The organism is Paraburkholderia sprentiae WSM5005, from assembly GCF_001865575.2.
Lineage (GTDB): Bacteria > Pseudomonadota > Gammaproteobacteria > Burkholderiales > Burkholderiaceae > Paraburkholderia > Paraburkholderia sprentiae.
Window position 1 is genome coordinate 545,767 of record NZ_CP017563.2, and the last position, 12,640, is coordinate 558,406.

12 protein-coding genes and 1 pseudogene are annotated in these 12,640 nt (G+C 62.1%); 5 read left to right on the forward strand and 8 right to left on the reverse strand.

What is annotated here, in order from left to right; all coding sequences use genetic code 11:
• The first annotated feature begins 106 nt into the window (after positions 1–106).
• Positions 107–805, forward strand: a complete 699-nt coding sequence (locus tag BJG93_RS31050; RefSeq protein ID WP_231337619.1) for a TetR/AcrR family transcriptional regulator — start codon at positions 107–109, stop codon at positions 803–805.
• Positions 806–838: 33 nt separating this feature from the next.
• On the opposite strand, the gene BJG93_RS31055 is transcribed toward BJG93_RS31050, so the two are convergent.
• Complete coding sequence (locus BJG93_RS31055; RefSeq protein WP_027194300.1) at positions 839–1,303, reverse strand: PaaI family thioesterase; 465 nt, start codon at positions 1,301–1,303, stop codon at positions 839–841.
• 108 nt (positions 1,304–1,411) lie between these two features.
• Between BJG93_RS31055 and BJG93_RS31060 the strand changes: the two genes are divergently transcribed.
• Positions 1,412–2,563: an NADH:flavin oxidoreductase gene (locus BJG93_RS31060; RefSeq protein WP_154671689.1), complete on the forward strand. Its 1,152-nt coding sequence runs from the start codon at positions 1,412–1,414 to the stop codon at positions 2,561–2,563.
• Between the two features lie 62 nt (positions 2,564–2,625).
• Here BJG93_RS31060 and BJG93_RS31065 read toward each other — a convergent pair whose 3' ends face one another.
• The 3 genes from BJG93_RS31065 to BJG93_RS31075 form a co-directional block, all read right to left on the reverse strand.
• Complete coding sequence (locus BJG93_RS31065; RefSeq protein ID WP_027194302.1) at positions 2,626–3,321, reverse strand: SDR family NAD(P)-dependent oxidoreductase; 696 nt, start codon at positions 3,319–3,321, stop codon at positions 2,626–2,628.
• Between the two features lie 64 nt (positions 3,322–3,385).
• The gene (locus BJG93_RS31070) at positions 3,386–4,180 is read right to left on the reverse strand and encodes an enoyl-CoA hydratase/isomerase family protein (RefSeq protein WP_027194303.1); all 795 of its coding nucleotides are present in this window, start codon (positions 4,178–4,180) and stop codon (positions 3,386–3,388) included.
• A gap of 134 nt (positions 4,181–4,314) precedes the next feature.
• Positions 4,315–5,511, reverse strand: a complete 1,197-nt coding sequence (locus tag BJG93_RS31075; RefSeq protein WP_027194304.1) for an amidohydrolase family protein — start codon at positions 5,509–5,511, stop codon at positions 4,315–4,317.
• Positions 5,512–5,822: 311 nt separating this feature from the next.
• On the opposite strand from BJG93_RS31075, the pseudogene BJG93_RS36595 reads away from it, so the two are divergent.
• Together BJG93_RS36595 and BJG93_RS36600 are read left to right on the forward strand one after the other, a co-directional pair.
• A pseudogene (locus BJG93_RS36595) lies at positions 5,823–6,577 on the forward strand (MFS transporter); the annotation flags it as partial.
• A gap of 36 nt (positions 6,578–6,613) precedes the next feature.
• Positions 6,614–7,171, forward strand: coding sequence for an MFS transporter (locus BJG93_RS36600; protein ID WP_407675362.1), 558 nt, complete (start codon positions 6,614–6,616; stop codon positions 7,169–7,171).
• 114 nt (positions 7,172–7,285) lie between these two features.
• Here the strand turns inward: BJG93_RS36600 and BJG93_RS31090 are convergent, their stop codons facing one another.
• Positions 7,286–8,080, reverse strand: a complete 795-nt coding sequence (locus BJG93_RS31090) for an IclR family transcriptional regulator (RefSeq protein ID WP_027194305.1) — start codon at positions 8,078–8,080, stop codon at positions 7,286–7,288.
• 247 nt (positions 8,081–8,327) lie between these two features.
• Here BJG93_RS31090 and BJG93_RS31095 point away from each other — a divergent pair, with 247 nt between their 5' ends.
• The gene (locus BJG93_RS31095) at positions 8,328–9,092 is read left to right on the forward strand and encodes an SDR family NAD(P)-dependent oxidoreductase (RefSeq protein ID WP_027194306.1); all 765 of its coding nucleotides are present in this window, start codon (positions 8,328–8,330) and stop codon (positions 9,090–9,092) included.
• A gap of 604 nt (positions 9,093–9,696) precedes the next feature.
• On the opposite strand, the gene BJG93_RS31100 is transcribed toward BJG93_RS31095, so the two are convergent.
• From BJG93_RS31100 to BJG93_RS31110, 3 genes are read right to left on the reverse strand one after another with little or no spacing between them, the layout of a single operon-like run.
• Positions 9,697–11,151, reverse strand: a complete 1,455-nt coding sequence (locus tag BJG93_RS31100; protein ID WP_071336694.1) for an NAD(P)(+) transhydrogenase (Re/Si-specific) subunit beta — start codon at positions 11,149–11,151, stop codon at positions 9,697–9,699.
• A complete protein-coding gene (locus BJG93_RS31105; RefSeq protein ID WP_071336693.1) occupies positions 11,152–11,478 on the reverse strand; it encodes an NAD(P) transhydrogenase subunit alpha in 327 nt (108 codons plus the stop codon).
• A gap of 12 nt (positions 11,479–11,490) precedes the next feature.
• Positions 11,491–12,633, reverse strand: a complete 1,143-nt coding sequence (locus BJG93_RS31110) for a Re/Si-specific NAD(P)(+) transhydrogenase subunit alpha (protein ID WP_071336692.1) — start codon at positions 12,631–12,633, stop codon at positions 11,491–11,493.
• Between the last annotated feature and the right edge of the window lie 7 nt (positions 12,634–12,640).

Genomic DNA, 12,640 nt, shown 5'->3' on the forward strand with positions numbered 1-12,640 from the left:
CTGCGCGCGGTGCGGGCCTAGGGGTGCCATGACTGGCGCCCCCTGGGGCTGATGAGTATACTGATGCCCTGATTCGGTCATCAAACATTCCCCGATGTTCAAACCTATGTCAGTTCAGGCTCGCGACGCAGGCTCACGGCTCGCCGCGGCGGACAAACCTCGAACGGCTGGCCGGCCCACCCACGACGATGCGGTTCAGTTGCGTGAGCGACTGCTCGACGCCGCCAAGTCCGTGTTCATCAGAGAAGGTTTCGGCGCCGCCAGGGTCGAGGAAATCGCATCGCTGGCTGGCGTCAGCAAGACGACCGTTTATCGCCAGTTCGGCACGAAAGAAGAGCTTTTTCGCTCCATCGTCTGGCGCGGGATGGCCGACCTGCGCGGCAAGATCTCGGAGCACCTGCAACCGGGCCGCGATTTTTCGACGAACCTGGCATCGCTTATCGATGCGCTCGTCGAACACATGGCAATACCGGACAGCATGCACACGTCACGCATGGTCATTAGCGAGGCGATTCGCTTTCCCGATGTCGCCAAGCAGTTTCTGCAGTTCGTCGTGACGATGCTGGAGCCGCTAACCGGTGTTCTCGAAGCCGCCGCGGTCAGCGGTGTGATCGCCATCGACGATCCGTCGAACGCGGCGCGCGATCTTCTCACACTGGTCACTGGCGCGCCCGAAGTGCACCTTGCGGTTCAGACCACTCGTTCCGAACGCAAACGCCGGGCTGAGCGGATTCATCGGCTCCTGTTGACCGCGTGGAGGTACCGTGCGGCACTTGATAAGGTTCGAGCCCGGTCGATGCCGTAACGTTCGCGCGGCCATTCGGGCCGCGTCGGCGTACTAGCTGTCAATTTCACCCATCACCTGGAATTGCCCCGAGGCGTGGGCGATGCATTTTGCATTCGCCCAGATCCGGCAGTCCGAGAAAATCACCCGCTTTCCCGAACGCAGCACGTCGACGTGGGCTTCCACCCAGTCGCCCGGCTCTGCGTTTGCGATGAAATTGACCGTCAAGCCCGTCGTCAACACCCTCACTGCTGGTTGACGCGAATACTTGCTCGCCCACGTAATGGCGGTGTCCGCCAGCATGCAAACGGCGCCGCCGTGCATCATCTGGCCGAGATTGCGATGCGCTTCCCGAACGTACATGCCGACCACGTGTCCCCGCTCGCTCTTGCGAAAGTACGTAGGTCCGAACATCTGATGGAAGGGACCAAACGCCGGCATCAATGCAAAGCCTTCTGGGATGAGCCCTGCGCCGCCCTCTCCAAGCGCGTCTAGCGCCAGTGAGTATGCTTGCTCCAATGCAATCCTCCTCTTCAACGCCGCGTGCGAGACGGCACCAATAGTGCTTTTTCATCGGCAGAACATAGCGTATCATTATTCGCACGTGAGTCAAATATATGAATGCCCATGGATATCGCTTCGCTCTTTTCGCCCCTCGCCGTGCGCGGGGTCACGCTGCGCAACCGTATCGTCATGTCACCCATGACGCGCGGCTTTTCGCCCAACGGATTGCCAGGCAGTGACGTCGCCGCCTACTACAAGCGGCGTGCGCAGGGCGAGACAGGCCTGATCATCACAGAAGGCGTCGGTGTCGATCATCCGGCGGCGCTCGGCGAAGCCGGGCTCGGAGAAAATTCGATTCCCGTGCTCGCCGGCGAGGAATCAGTTGCCGCGTGGCGGCGCGTGACCGACGAAGTTCATGCTAGCGGTGGAATCATCTTTCCTCAGTTGTGGCATATGGGACCCATGAAAGAGGCGAATACAGGTCCCTTCCCGGCCGCTTCGCCACTGCGCCCATCGGGACTGTGGGGACCGGAAGGGCGAACGACATCGCTCGACGCAGGTTACATGGAGCGGGTCCTGCCGCCGACTCGCCCGATGACCGATGCGCAGATCGCGGACGTCATTGCAGCCTATAGTCGAAGCGCGCGCTATGCGAAGGCCGCCGGCTTCGATGGCATCGCGATTCACGGCGCTCATGGCTATCTGATCGACGCTTTTCTGTGGGCCGAAACCAATCGACGCACGGATCAATGGGGTAAGGATCTCGCAGCGCGCAGCCGCTTTGCCGCCGAAGTTGTCCGCGCGATCCGCGAAGCGATCGGCGCGACGATGCCGATCACGTTCCGCTTCTCCCAGTGGAAACAGCAGGATTTCCGCGCGCGGCTCGCCAACGACCCGCACGAGCTCGAGCGCATTCTCGCGCCGCTCGCGGACGCTGGCGTCGACATCTTCGAGGCGAGCACCCGCTATTTCAACCGGGCGGAATTCCCGGGCTCAGAGATGAATCTCGCCGGCTGGGTGAAGGAGGTCACTGGCAAACTTTCGATGACTGTTGGCGGAATCGGCATTAACAAGGGCTACTACGATTCTATGTCGGGGGCCCAGACATCGGTGCAGCCCGACCTCACTCCCCTGCTGGATCGTTTCGCACGCAGCGAGTTCGATCTCGTTGGCGTAGGACGCTCGCTTCTGCATGATCCAAACTGGGCGCGCCGCGCACGGCTTGGCGAGCCGTTCCTCGGGTTCAGCAACGACTCGCTCGCACACCTTACCTGAAACGCGTTTTTGCAGTTGACGCCCTCGACCCGGGCGTCGACTGCAATTTCCGGCGTGGGATCTTACGTACGCCCGGTGACAGGAATCAACGCGCCGGTTACGCCCGACGCGGCGCCAGACGCGAGAAATAGAATCACGTCGGCGATTTCTTCGGGCCGCACCCAGCGGGAAAAGTCGGCGTCGGGCATATCCTTGCGGTTCTGCGGCGTATCGATGATGCCCGGCAAAATAGCGTTGACAGTAACGGAACGGCCCTTGAGTTCTTCGGCCAGCGCCTCGGTCAAACGCATCACCCCCGACTTCGAGGCCGCATACGCTCCCATGCCCGCGCCCGCCTTCAGCGCAGCGCCAGCTCCAATATTGATGATGCGTCCTCCCTCCGCGCTGTCGGCAATATAGTCGAGTGCCGCTTTCGACGCAGTCGCCGCGGTGCGCACATTCGTCCGGTACATCAGATCCCACGTGTCGAGACTGCCATCCGCCAATGTTTCCCAGCGAAAGCCCCCCGCTACATTGACGAGCGCATCGAGCTTGCCAAGCTGCTCGACGACCGCCGAGAGCGCCGAGCGCGCCGCATCGAGATCAGTTAGCTCGACGCCTCCTCGCCACCACGACGCGTGCAGCTGCTCCGCACTCTCGTTTTCCGGCTCGCGCGCCTTGTCGATCAGCGCGACCTTCCAGCCGTTGTCCGCAAACACGCGCGCAACCGTGCGCCCAAGCGCGCCGAATCCACCCGTTATCGCCACTACCCGTTGCATGTGCAATCACTCCCTCGCTGCGCCCGGCGCCGCCTGTATCGCCTGCGCCGGACGCTGTAAAAGCTCAACGTCCGTTGAACACCGGCTCACGTTTCTCGCGAAACGCGTTGACCGCCTCTTGATGATCTTCCGTTAGGTTCGACAACGCCTCGTAGGCAATCGACGCGTCGAGAATGGAATGTGCAAGTTGCTTCAGGCCGATGTTGATCGACGCCTTGGTCCACTGGATCGCGCGCGAAGCGCCGTGTGCGAGACGCTTCGCCATCGCGTCGACAACGGCATCCAGCTCGTCGGCCGGCACGGCATGATTGATGAGACCCAGTCGTGCCGCCTCTTCTGCGGTGACGAGATCCCCCGTCAACAGGTATTCCTTGGCCTTCGCATAGCCCACGAGCTGCGGCCAGATCACCGCGCCGCCATCGCCCGCGACGAAGCCGACTTTCACGTGCGGATCGCCAATCTTTGCGTGATTGGCCGCATAGCTTAGATCCGAGAATAGTGCGATCGTCGCGCCCAGACCAATTGCATGACCGTTGATCTTCGCGATGACCGGCTTCGGACAGTCGAGCATCGAGAAAACAATTCTCTTTGCACGCTGCATGCCTTCGAGAAACAGCGCGGGGTTGTCGATGACATGCTGCATATGCTCGATATCGCCGCCCGCGCTAAAAGCCCGCCCTGCGCCCGTCAACACCACGACACGGGTCTCGGCATCCTCGGCGACATCGAGAAATAGCCGGGACATCTCAATGTCCATTTGCTCATCGAACGCGTTCAACGTTTCAGGGCGATTGAGCGTAACGGTCAAGACGCCGCCATCGCGTTCGAGCAATAAGGCCTTATAGTCCGAAATATTCATGACTAACCTGTTCAAATGAAGAAATCGCGCGCAACGGAAGGACCGTCTGCCAGCGTCGACGCGTGCCGCATTCGCGCCGCCGCGCGAATGCATGGCGCCGTTCAGGGCGCACCCGGCATCCAGCGCAAGGCCGATTACACGTGCAGCGGAATGAACCGGCGGCCGTTGTCGTACATGATCTTGCGCGTGTCTTCTTCAGAGAGCCGGTTGCACGCTTCCGACGCGAAGTCCTTCGGTTCAGGCACGCCTTCCGCGTGCGGATAGTCGGAGCCCATCAACAGGAAGTCCGACGATCCCGTCTGAGCGATGATCTGAGCGATGTCGTCCTCCGGATATGCAACCACGAAGACATTTTCCTTGAAGATCTGGCTCGGTCGTTTCTTCAGCTGACCGCAAGGCCAGTAGCCATTCTTCGCCATTCCCCGGCACTTGTCCATTTTGACGAGCAGCGAAGGCACCCATTCCGCACCGTTTTCCGCGCTGCACAACTTAACCCGCGGAAACCGCTCGAAGAAATTGTAGAAGATGAACGACGACAGCGTTTCCATGACCGGCCGCTCGCCGTAGCCGTGCATCCAGACAAAGGCGGTCTGACGCTGGCGCGACTGCTGCACCGGCTCTCCCCACACCGCCATGTGATCCTTCATGTAGATCGCTTCCGACACATGGAACGTGACGCGTACGCCCGCTTCGTTGAGGATCGACCAGAACGGATCGAAGTACGGATCCGCCGGTGCACGCCCATTGAACGGCCCCATCGGCATCAGGATGACGCGCACACCGTTCGCGACCAGCCATTTGGCCTCGGCGACAGCCGCATCGAGATCGTCGAGCGTGACGACCGGCGTCGTGTAGATGCGGTCCTTGTAGCTGAAGCCCCAGTCGTCGAGCATCCACTGGTTATACGCATGCAACACCGCATTTGCCGCAACCGGCTCGTTCAGATAGGAAATACACGCGACCATTTCGCCGATGTACATCGTGCAGGCCTCGACACCGAATTCGTCCATCTTCTTCAGGCGCGCGTCACGGTTGAACATATCCGGCGTCGGCGCAACCCGCATATCGACGTTGTCCTTGCCATCCTTCATCGCGCGCAGCCATTCATGCAGCTTGCCCGGCGGCGGAACGTGCCCCTCGGCCGAGGTGTAGCCCTCGCTGATTTCCACCTTGCGGTCGCCCACATACATGCAGCGGTTGCCGTCTGCCGTGACACGGCTGGTAAAAGACCAGTCCTTCTTGAACTTCTCGGGCAAATGACGGTTGAATGCGTCCTCGACTTCATAGAAGTGCGTGTCGGCGTCGTAGATCTTCCCTTCATACGTTTGCATCATCTCTCTCCTGATTGTGGGGAGCGCTGCTGAACCTGCGCTCTCGAGAGAAGTATCGGGTCAAGCCAGCGACCAAAAAACTTTCATATCGAACTCGAAACCGTCGATATCGATTCGATATCGGATCGCCGCCTCGCCACCTTTTTACGGCCAGCATCGGCTTCTCATATAAACACCTATGCGAACGATGTTCTGATATAAGTATAATCGAAACGAACACGCGCAACCCGGAGACGTTTATGCAAGCCGAAGTGCTCTCGCAGCCCGCACATCGAGCGCAACCCGTAGCGGGTCCACCGCGCGGGTTCACGATGGCGATCCTGCTTGCCGCGGTAGCCGCCTCGTCTGGCATCACCGTCATCTACACCGTGCTGGTCACGCTCTACAAGGCCTTTCCTGCGTCGCACTCCGTGAGTTGGACCGTCACCGCATACTGGCTCGGCTCGGCCGTCTTTGCCGCGGTGAGCGGACGACTCGGCGACCTGTTGGGCTACCGCCGCATCCTGCTCGTGGTGATGTCGGTCGCTGCGGCGGGCGCAGTCGTGGCCGCATGCGCGACCGATGTCGGCATGCTCGTCGCCGGCTGTGCAATGCAATCCATGCGGCAGGCATCACGCCGCTCTCCATCGGACTGGTTCGTGAGAATCTGCCACCCGCCAAGCTGCCTGCCGCGGTAGGGTTGATCAGTGCGGCAGGAATGGTGTCGGCTGGGCTGATCTACATCGGCGCGGGCGTTGTCGTGGATCACTATTCGTGGCAGGGCGGCTTCTGGTTCAAAGTCGCGCTGTGCGTCGTGGCCGTCGCGGCGGTACGCGCGTGGGCGCCGCCGTCGCCACCGAATCCCGGCGTACGGATCGACTACATTCGAGGTCTCGCGTTCGCTCCAGCACTTTGCGCCATCCTCTTCGCCGTGCAGCAAATCCGCACGTGGGGACTCGGCGATCCACGGCTATGGGGCTTGATCGTGGGCGGGATGATCGTGCTCGGACTCTGGGCACGTCATCAAGGCGGGGCGCGGCATCCGCTCATCAACGTGCGTCTGCTGAAGACGCGCGAAGTCGTGTTGGCCAACGCATGCATGGCATTCCTCGCGGCAGGCGCGATGCAACTGGGACAGGTCTTCTCGCTGCTCGCCCAGCAACCTGCCGGCACGCACGCCGGATTCGGGCTGAGCGCCACGGCAGCGGGATTACTGATGTTCAGCATCAACATTGTCGCGCTGGTCGCGAGTCCATGGAGCGGTCGCGTTGCGGCCCGCTACAAGGCTCGTCCCGCCGCCTTGATCGGCATGCTCATACTGGCCGTGGCGTGGGCCTCGCTGATCGTGCTTCATCGCAGCCTGCTGCTGTTCGTTCCAGGTGCGGTGCTGTGCTCGTTCGGTCTCGCCTTCGCGAGCACGGCGCTGTACAACCAGATCGTGGAGACGACGCCCGCACATCAGACAGGCGAGGCGACAGGGATGCTCTACGTGTTCTTCTCGTGTTTCTTCGCGGTGGGCGCCCAGGCGGTATTTGCGCTGCTGCGCGGCGCGACGGCGGGACACGACGGTGCATCGTTTCCCGCCGATAGTGGCTATGTCTCGGTATTCGTCTACATCGCCTGCAGTTCGATCGCCGGACTGCTGATCGCTTCCATGCTGCCGAGGCGTGGTAAGCACTGATTGTCGTTGCGACCGATCCGTTGCGTGTGGCGGTATGTAACGCTTTTCAAGCCGCCCCATGACGGAGGGCGCAGTGAAGCACGCGCTGCACTGCGCCCTCGACCGACTCGCGAGTCACTCTTCTTCTGCTTGACCCAACGCAGACGCTCGCTGGGCGACTCTGATCATGTTCGCTTCGAGCCGGTGGCGTTCGCGGTCGAATCGTTCGAGTGGCGCACCAATCGCCATTGCCGCGATGACATTGCCATTCGGCCCGAAGATCGGCGACGACACGCCGGCGGAATCGGGCAGCAGTTCACCGCGACTCACCGACAGGCCGCTCTCGACGATGCGGTCGAGTTCGTCCCGCAACGCCTTCTTCGTTGCGATCGTTTGCGGGGTTCGGCGCTCGAACTTGACGGTCTTCATGTAGTCGGCAACGAAAGCGTCCGGTGCATGAGCCAGCAGAACGCGGCCCGCAGCCGTGCAATAGAGCGGGCGACGCAAACCAATGTGCATTGAATAGCGCACCGATTGCTCGCTTTCGATCACATCGACATAGGTGATCTCTTTGTGCTCGACGTCAAGGACGCCGACATACACAGTTTCCTTGGTGCTCTTCGAGAGATCCACGAGGAACGGGTGGAGGATCTTCGAGAAATTCCACGCAGCCATCACTCCTGCCGACAACCGGAAGATCGACGGCCCCAGGCGATAGCGGCCTGCGTCGTGCATCAAGTACCCTTCCGCCACCAGAGGTCTCAGCAGATTGAGCAGGCTGCTCTTTGGTGACTCGAGAGCGACATTCAGTTCTGCTAGCGACATCCCGTCCGGAGACTTCGCCAGCACATCGAAAATTCCGAGGAGTCGGGTCAGCGAGCGGGGCCCGCTGACGTCCCGGTCCGCCGGCGCTGAGATCTCTTTCAACATGATTTTCCCCATGAATTGACTGTTTCGATTATACGGGAACTATTCACATACTTTTACATCGATCGTGGTTTGGCACACTTTCGCGCCACCCGAATTCGGGAATACGCCAGGGCGCTCCGTCACACGGCTTGATATATATTCGAACATCGTTCAGGAAGTTGGAATGCAGAAGCATCAGCTTTCGGACCCTTTACGCAGTACGCTCGCGCGTCGAACAGCAAATCAACCTTCATTTCTGGATTCACTCATGTACACGAAAAAACTGGCAGAAAAGGTCGCCATCGTGACCGGAGGCGGGCAAGGCGTTGGACTCGGCATCGCCCTCGCGCTTGCCGCCGAGGGAGCGAGTCTGGTCCTGACCGGTCGCACGGAGGCCAAGCTCACACGGGCTGCCGAGGAATTGAGCGCCCTCGGTTCGCAAGTGCTGGTCGTGCCCGGTGATACGCGCAATCGTGCCGACGCGGTCCGGACAGTCGAGCTTGCGGTCGAGCGATTCGGACGTGTGGACGCACTCATCAACAACGCACAAAGCAGCAACCCCGGGGTGCCGCTCGAGTCTGTCACCGACGATGACTGGAGCAACACCCTCCAATCAGGCTTGTATGGCACGCTGTATTTCATGCAGGCCGCATTGCCGCGGATGAAGTCTCAGGGCCGCGGTGCCATCATCAACTTCGGCTCGCGCACTGGCATTGAAGGCCTCAAAGGATTCGGCGCGTACGCCGCTACCAAGGAGGGCATTCGTGGGCTCTCGCGGGTTGCCGCGCGCGAATGGGGCGTCTACGGCATTACCGTCAACGTCATTTGCCCAGCAGCGCTCACGCCTGCCGCCGAAGCCTACCTCGAAGCCAATCCCCAGGAACGCACTCGCTATCTCTCCGAAATTGCGCTTGGCCGCTTCGGCGATCCTCAGCGTGATATTGGACGAACAGTTGCATTTCTGTGTAGTGACGACGCTAATTTCATAACCGGGCAGACTATCAGTGTGGACGGCGGACAGTCAATGCTTTAGTGCGGCTTTTTGAACACAGTGCCGCATATGAAACGGCCAGTTGCATTTTCGAAAGGCCGCAAAAGAACTCGATTCAGCCAATAGTTGCATGATCGCGAGCCTCGATCCGCGCAGTGAGCTTCGCGCCAGGCACGTAACACGAAGTTGAAGAGTGATCAGGTGTTTCTCCTCTCACACACTTCGCGAGAGCGTGTGGAGTTTGGCCTTGGCTGCGGGACACCGAGCCGAGGCTTTTTTTCGCCGTTGTCAGGAATCCACGATGGATCGATGCATGTCGGACAACGCTGGACCGGCGGCCGGGCGCTACACGTGCCGGCAGATACGATCCGATCGCGGAGACGGCGATCTCGATCGCGCCCGTTAATAAATTGCTTAAAGCCATTCTGACGTGAAGAAGGGCAAGTGCACGTCCATCCAGTCGAATTCGCTGCGGCCGTTCGCCCACGCCCACTGAGGTGACTTTCCGCCGCGCACGGGCGTGTCCGAACCTTGATGCGAACGCGAGATATGCGGGGCGTCCCCACCCGAGTCGATATACCCGACTCGTGCCTGGTCTGTACCTACGATACGGCTGTTACTTCTCTCGGTCGTCATGACTCGCCCCTTAGCTGCAACTTTTCACCATCTCCTCGATCACCTTCTTCGCATCGCCGAACACCATCATCGTCTTGTCCATGTAGAACAGGTCGTTGTCGAGCCCGGCGTAGCCCGCCGCCATCGAGCGCTTGTTGACGATCACCGTGCGCGCCTTGTACGCCTCGATGATCGGCATGCCGGCGATCGGCGACTTCGGATCGTTCTTCGCGGCCGGATTCACCACGTCGTTCGCACCGAGCACCAGCACCACGTCGACCTGACCGAACTCGCCGTTGATGTCGTCCATTTCGAACACCATGTCGTACGGCACTTCGGCCTCGGCAAGCAGCACGTTCATGTGCCCCGGCATGCGCCCGGCCACCGGGTGAATCGCGTACTTCACCTCGATGCCCTTCTCGACCAGCTTGTCGGTCAGCTCCTTGAGCGCATGCTGCGCGCGCGCCACCGCCAGCCCGTAGCCCGGCACGATCACCACCGATTCGGCGTTGCCGAGCATGAACGACGCGTCGTCGGCCGAACCCGATTTCACCGGACGCTGCTCCGCCGCGCCACCTGCGGCCGCCGCGCCCGGCTCGTTGCCGAAGCCGCCGAGAAGCACGTTGAAGAACGAGCGGTTCATCGCGCGGCACATGATGTACGAAAGGATCGCACCGGATGAGCCGACCAGCGAGCCGGCGATGATCAGCATCGGATTGTTCAGCGAGAAGCCGATGCCCGCCGCCGCCCAGCCCGAGTACGAGTTCAGCATCGACACGACGACCGGCATGTCCGCGCCGCCGATCGGAATGATGATCAGCACGCCGAGCACGAACGCGATGATCGTCATGATGATGAACGGCAGCCATGACTGCGTGAGGAAGAACAGGATGCCGAAGCCGAACATCGCGAGCGCGAGCATCAGGTTGATCAGATGCTGGCCGCCGTAGACGACCGGCGCGCCCTGAAACAGGCGGAACCGGTACTTGCCCGACAGCTTGCCGAACGCGATCACCGAGCCCGAGAACGTGATCGCGCCGACGAACGTGCCGATGAACAGCTCGATGCGGTTGCCGTACGGCAGGAAGCCCTCGATCGGCACGTCGGGATCGACGAGGCCGAACGCGGCCGGCTCCGACACCACCGCATACGCGATGCACACCGCCGCGAGACCGATCAGCGAGTGCATGGCCGCGACCAGTTCGGGCATCTTCGTCATCTCGACGCGCGCAGCGACGAACGCGCCGATCGCGCCGCCGATCACGAGCCCGAACAGCAGCAGGCCGAGACCGAGGCCGAGATTGGAGCCGAGCACCTCGGCCTGGCGCGAGATCAGCGCGAGGGTGGTCAGAATCGCGATCGCCATGCCGACCATGCCGAAGGTATTGCCGACGCGCGCGGTCTTCGGATTCGACAGCCCCTTGAGCGCCTGGATGAAGCAGACCGACGCGACCAGATACAGCAGCGTGACGACGTTCAGGCTCATTTAGGTACCCTCCTTGCCGCCGGACGGAAGCTTCTTCGGTTCCTTCTTCCTGAACATCTCCAGCATGCGCCGGGTGACGAGAAAGCCGCCGAACACGTTGACCGCCGCGAGCGCGACCGCGACCGTGCCGAAGATCTTGCCCGCGCCGCCGACCGTCAGCCCCGCCGCGAGCATCGCCCCGACGATCACGATCGCCGAGATCGCGTTGGTCACGGCCATCAGCGGCGTATGCAGCGCGGGCGTGACGTTCCAGACCACGTGATAGCCGACGTAGATCGCCAGCACGAAGATGATCAGATTGATCACCGTGTGATTGATGACTTCCATCGCCGTTGCCTCCTAGGCGTTGCGCGTGAGCTGGCCGTCGCGGGCCAGCAGCGTGGCCGCGACGATGTCGTCCGCGAGATCGATATGCAGCGTGCCTTCCTTCGTGACGATCAGCTTCAGGAAGTCGAGCAGGTTGCGCGTGTACAGCGACGACGCGTCGGCCGGCACCATCGCGGCGAGGTTCGTATAGCCGACGATCTGCACGCCATGGCGCACCACCACCTGGTCCGCCTCGGTCAGCGGACAGTTGCCACCGCGCCGGCCATCGACCTCGGCGCCGCGGCCGGCCGCGAGGTCGACGATCACGGAGCCGGGTTTCATTGCCTGCACGGTGTCGACCGACAGCAGCGTCGGCGCCGCGCGGCCCGGAATCAGCGCGGTCGAGATCACCACGTCGGCCTGCTTCGCGCGCTCGTGCACCAGCGCCGACTGGCGCGCGAGCCATGACGGCGGCATCGGCCGCGCGTAGCCGCCGACGCCCTGCGCGGCCTCGCGCTCCTCGTCGGTTTCGTAGGGCACGTCGAGAAACTTCGCGCCGAGCGATTCGATCTGCTCCTTGACGGCCGGGCGCACGTCGGACGCCTCCAGCACCGCGCCCAGGCGCTTCGCGGTCGCGATCGCCTGCAGGCCGGCCACGCCCGCGCCCAGAATCAGCACGCGCGCGGCCTTCACGGTGCCGGCCGCGGTCATCAGCATCGGCATGAAGCGGGGATACAGCGTCGCCGCGAGCAGCACCGCCTTGTAGCCGGCGATATTCGCCTGCGACGACAGCACGTCGAGGCTCTGCGCGCGCGTCGTGCGCGGCGCGGCTTCGAGCGCGAACGCGGTGACGCCGGCCGCGGCGAGCTTGCCCGCATTGTCGGTGTCGAATGGATCGAGCATGCCGACGAGCGTCGCGCCGCGCCTGAGCAGCGGCAGTTCGGCATCGGTGGGGGATTGGACCTTGAGGACGAGCTCGGCGCCGAACGCGGTGGCGGCATCGCCGATGTCCGCGCCCACATCCGCGTAGGCGTGATCGGGAAAGCTCGCGCCGGCGCCCGCGCCGCTCTGCAGCGTGACCCGGTGGCCTTGCGCCACGTACTTCCTGACCGTTTCGGGCGTCGCGGCAACGCGGGTTTCATGCGCGCGCGTTTCCGCGGGTATGCCAATGTGCATAAAGAAC

What these genes read in the sequence shown, in the direction of transcription:
- BJG93_RS31070 (WP_027194303.1), bottom strand. Translation starts at nt 4,180, where the DNA reads ATGAATATTTCGGACTATAAGGCCTTATTGCTCGAACGCGATGGCGGC.
- BJG93_RS31110 (WP_071336692.1), bottom strand. Translation starts at nt 12,633, where the DNA reads ATGCACATTGGCATACCCGCGGAAACGCGCGCGCATGAAACCCGCGTT.
- BJG93_RS31075 (WP_027194304.1), bottom strand. Translation starts at nt 5,511, where the DNA reads ATGCAAACGTATGAAGGGAAGATCTACGACGCCGACACGCACTTCTAT.
- BJG93_RS31090 (WP_027194305.1), bottom strand. Translation starts at nt 8,080, where the DNA reads ATGTTGAAAGAGATCTCAGCGCCGGCGGACCGGGACGTCAGCGGGCCC.
- BJG93_RS36600 (WP_407675362.1), top strand. Translation starts at nt 6,614, where the DNA reads ATGCAACTGGGACAGGTCTTCTCGCTGCTCGCCCAGCAACCTGCCGGC.
- BJG93_RS31060 (WP_154671689.1), top strand. Translation starts at nt 1,412, where the DNA reads ATGGATATCGCTTCGCTCTTTTCGCCCCTCGCCGTGCGCGGGGTCACG.
- BJG93_RS31095 (WP_027194306.1), top strand. Translation starts at nt 8,328, where the DNA reads ATGTACACGAAAAAACTGGCAGAAAAGGTCGCCATCGTGACCGGAGGC.
- BJG93_RS31050 (WP_231337619.1), top strand. Translation starts at nt 107, where the DNA reads ATGTCAGTTCAGGCTCGCGACGCAGGCTCACGGCTCGCCGCGGCGGAC.
- BJG93_RS31100 (WP_071336694.1), bottom strand. Translation starts at nt 11,151, where the DNA reads ATGAGCCTGAACGTCGTCACGCTGCTGTATCTGGTCGCGTCGGTCTGC.
- BJG93_RS31105 (WP_071336693.1), bottom strand. Translation starts at nt 11,478, where the DNA reads ATGGAAGTCATCAATCACACGGTGATCAATCTGATCATCTTCGTGCTG.
- BJG93_RS31065 (WP_027194302.1), bottom strand. Translation starts at nt 3,321, where the DNA reads ATGCAACGGGTAGTGGCGATAACGGGTGGATTCGGCGCGCTTGGGCGC.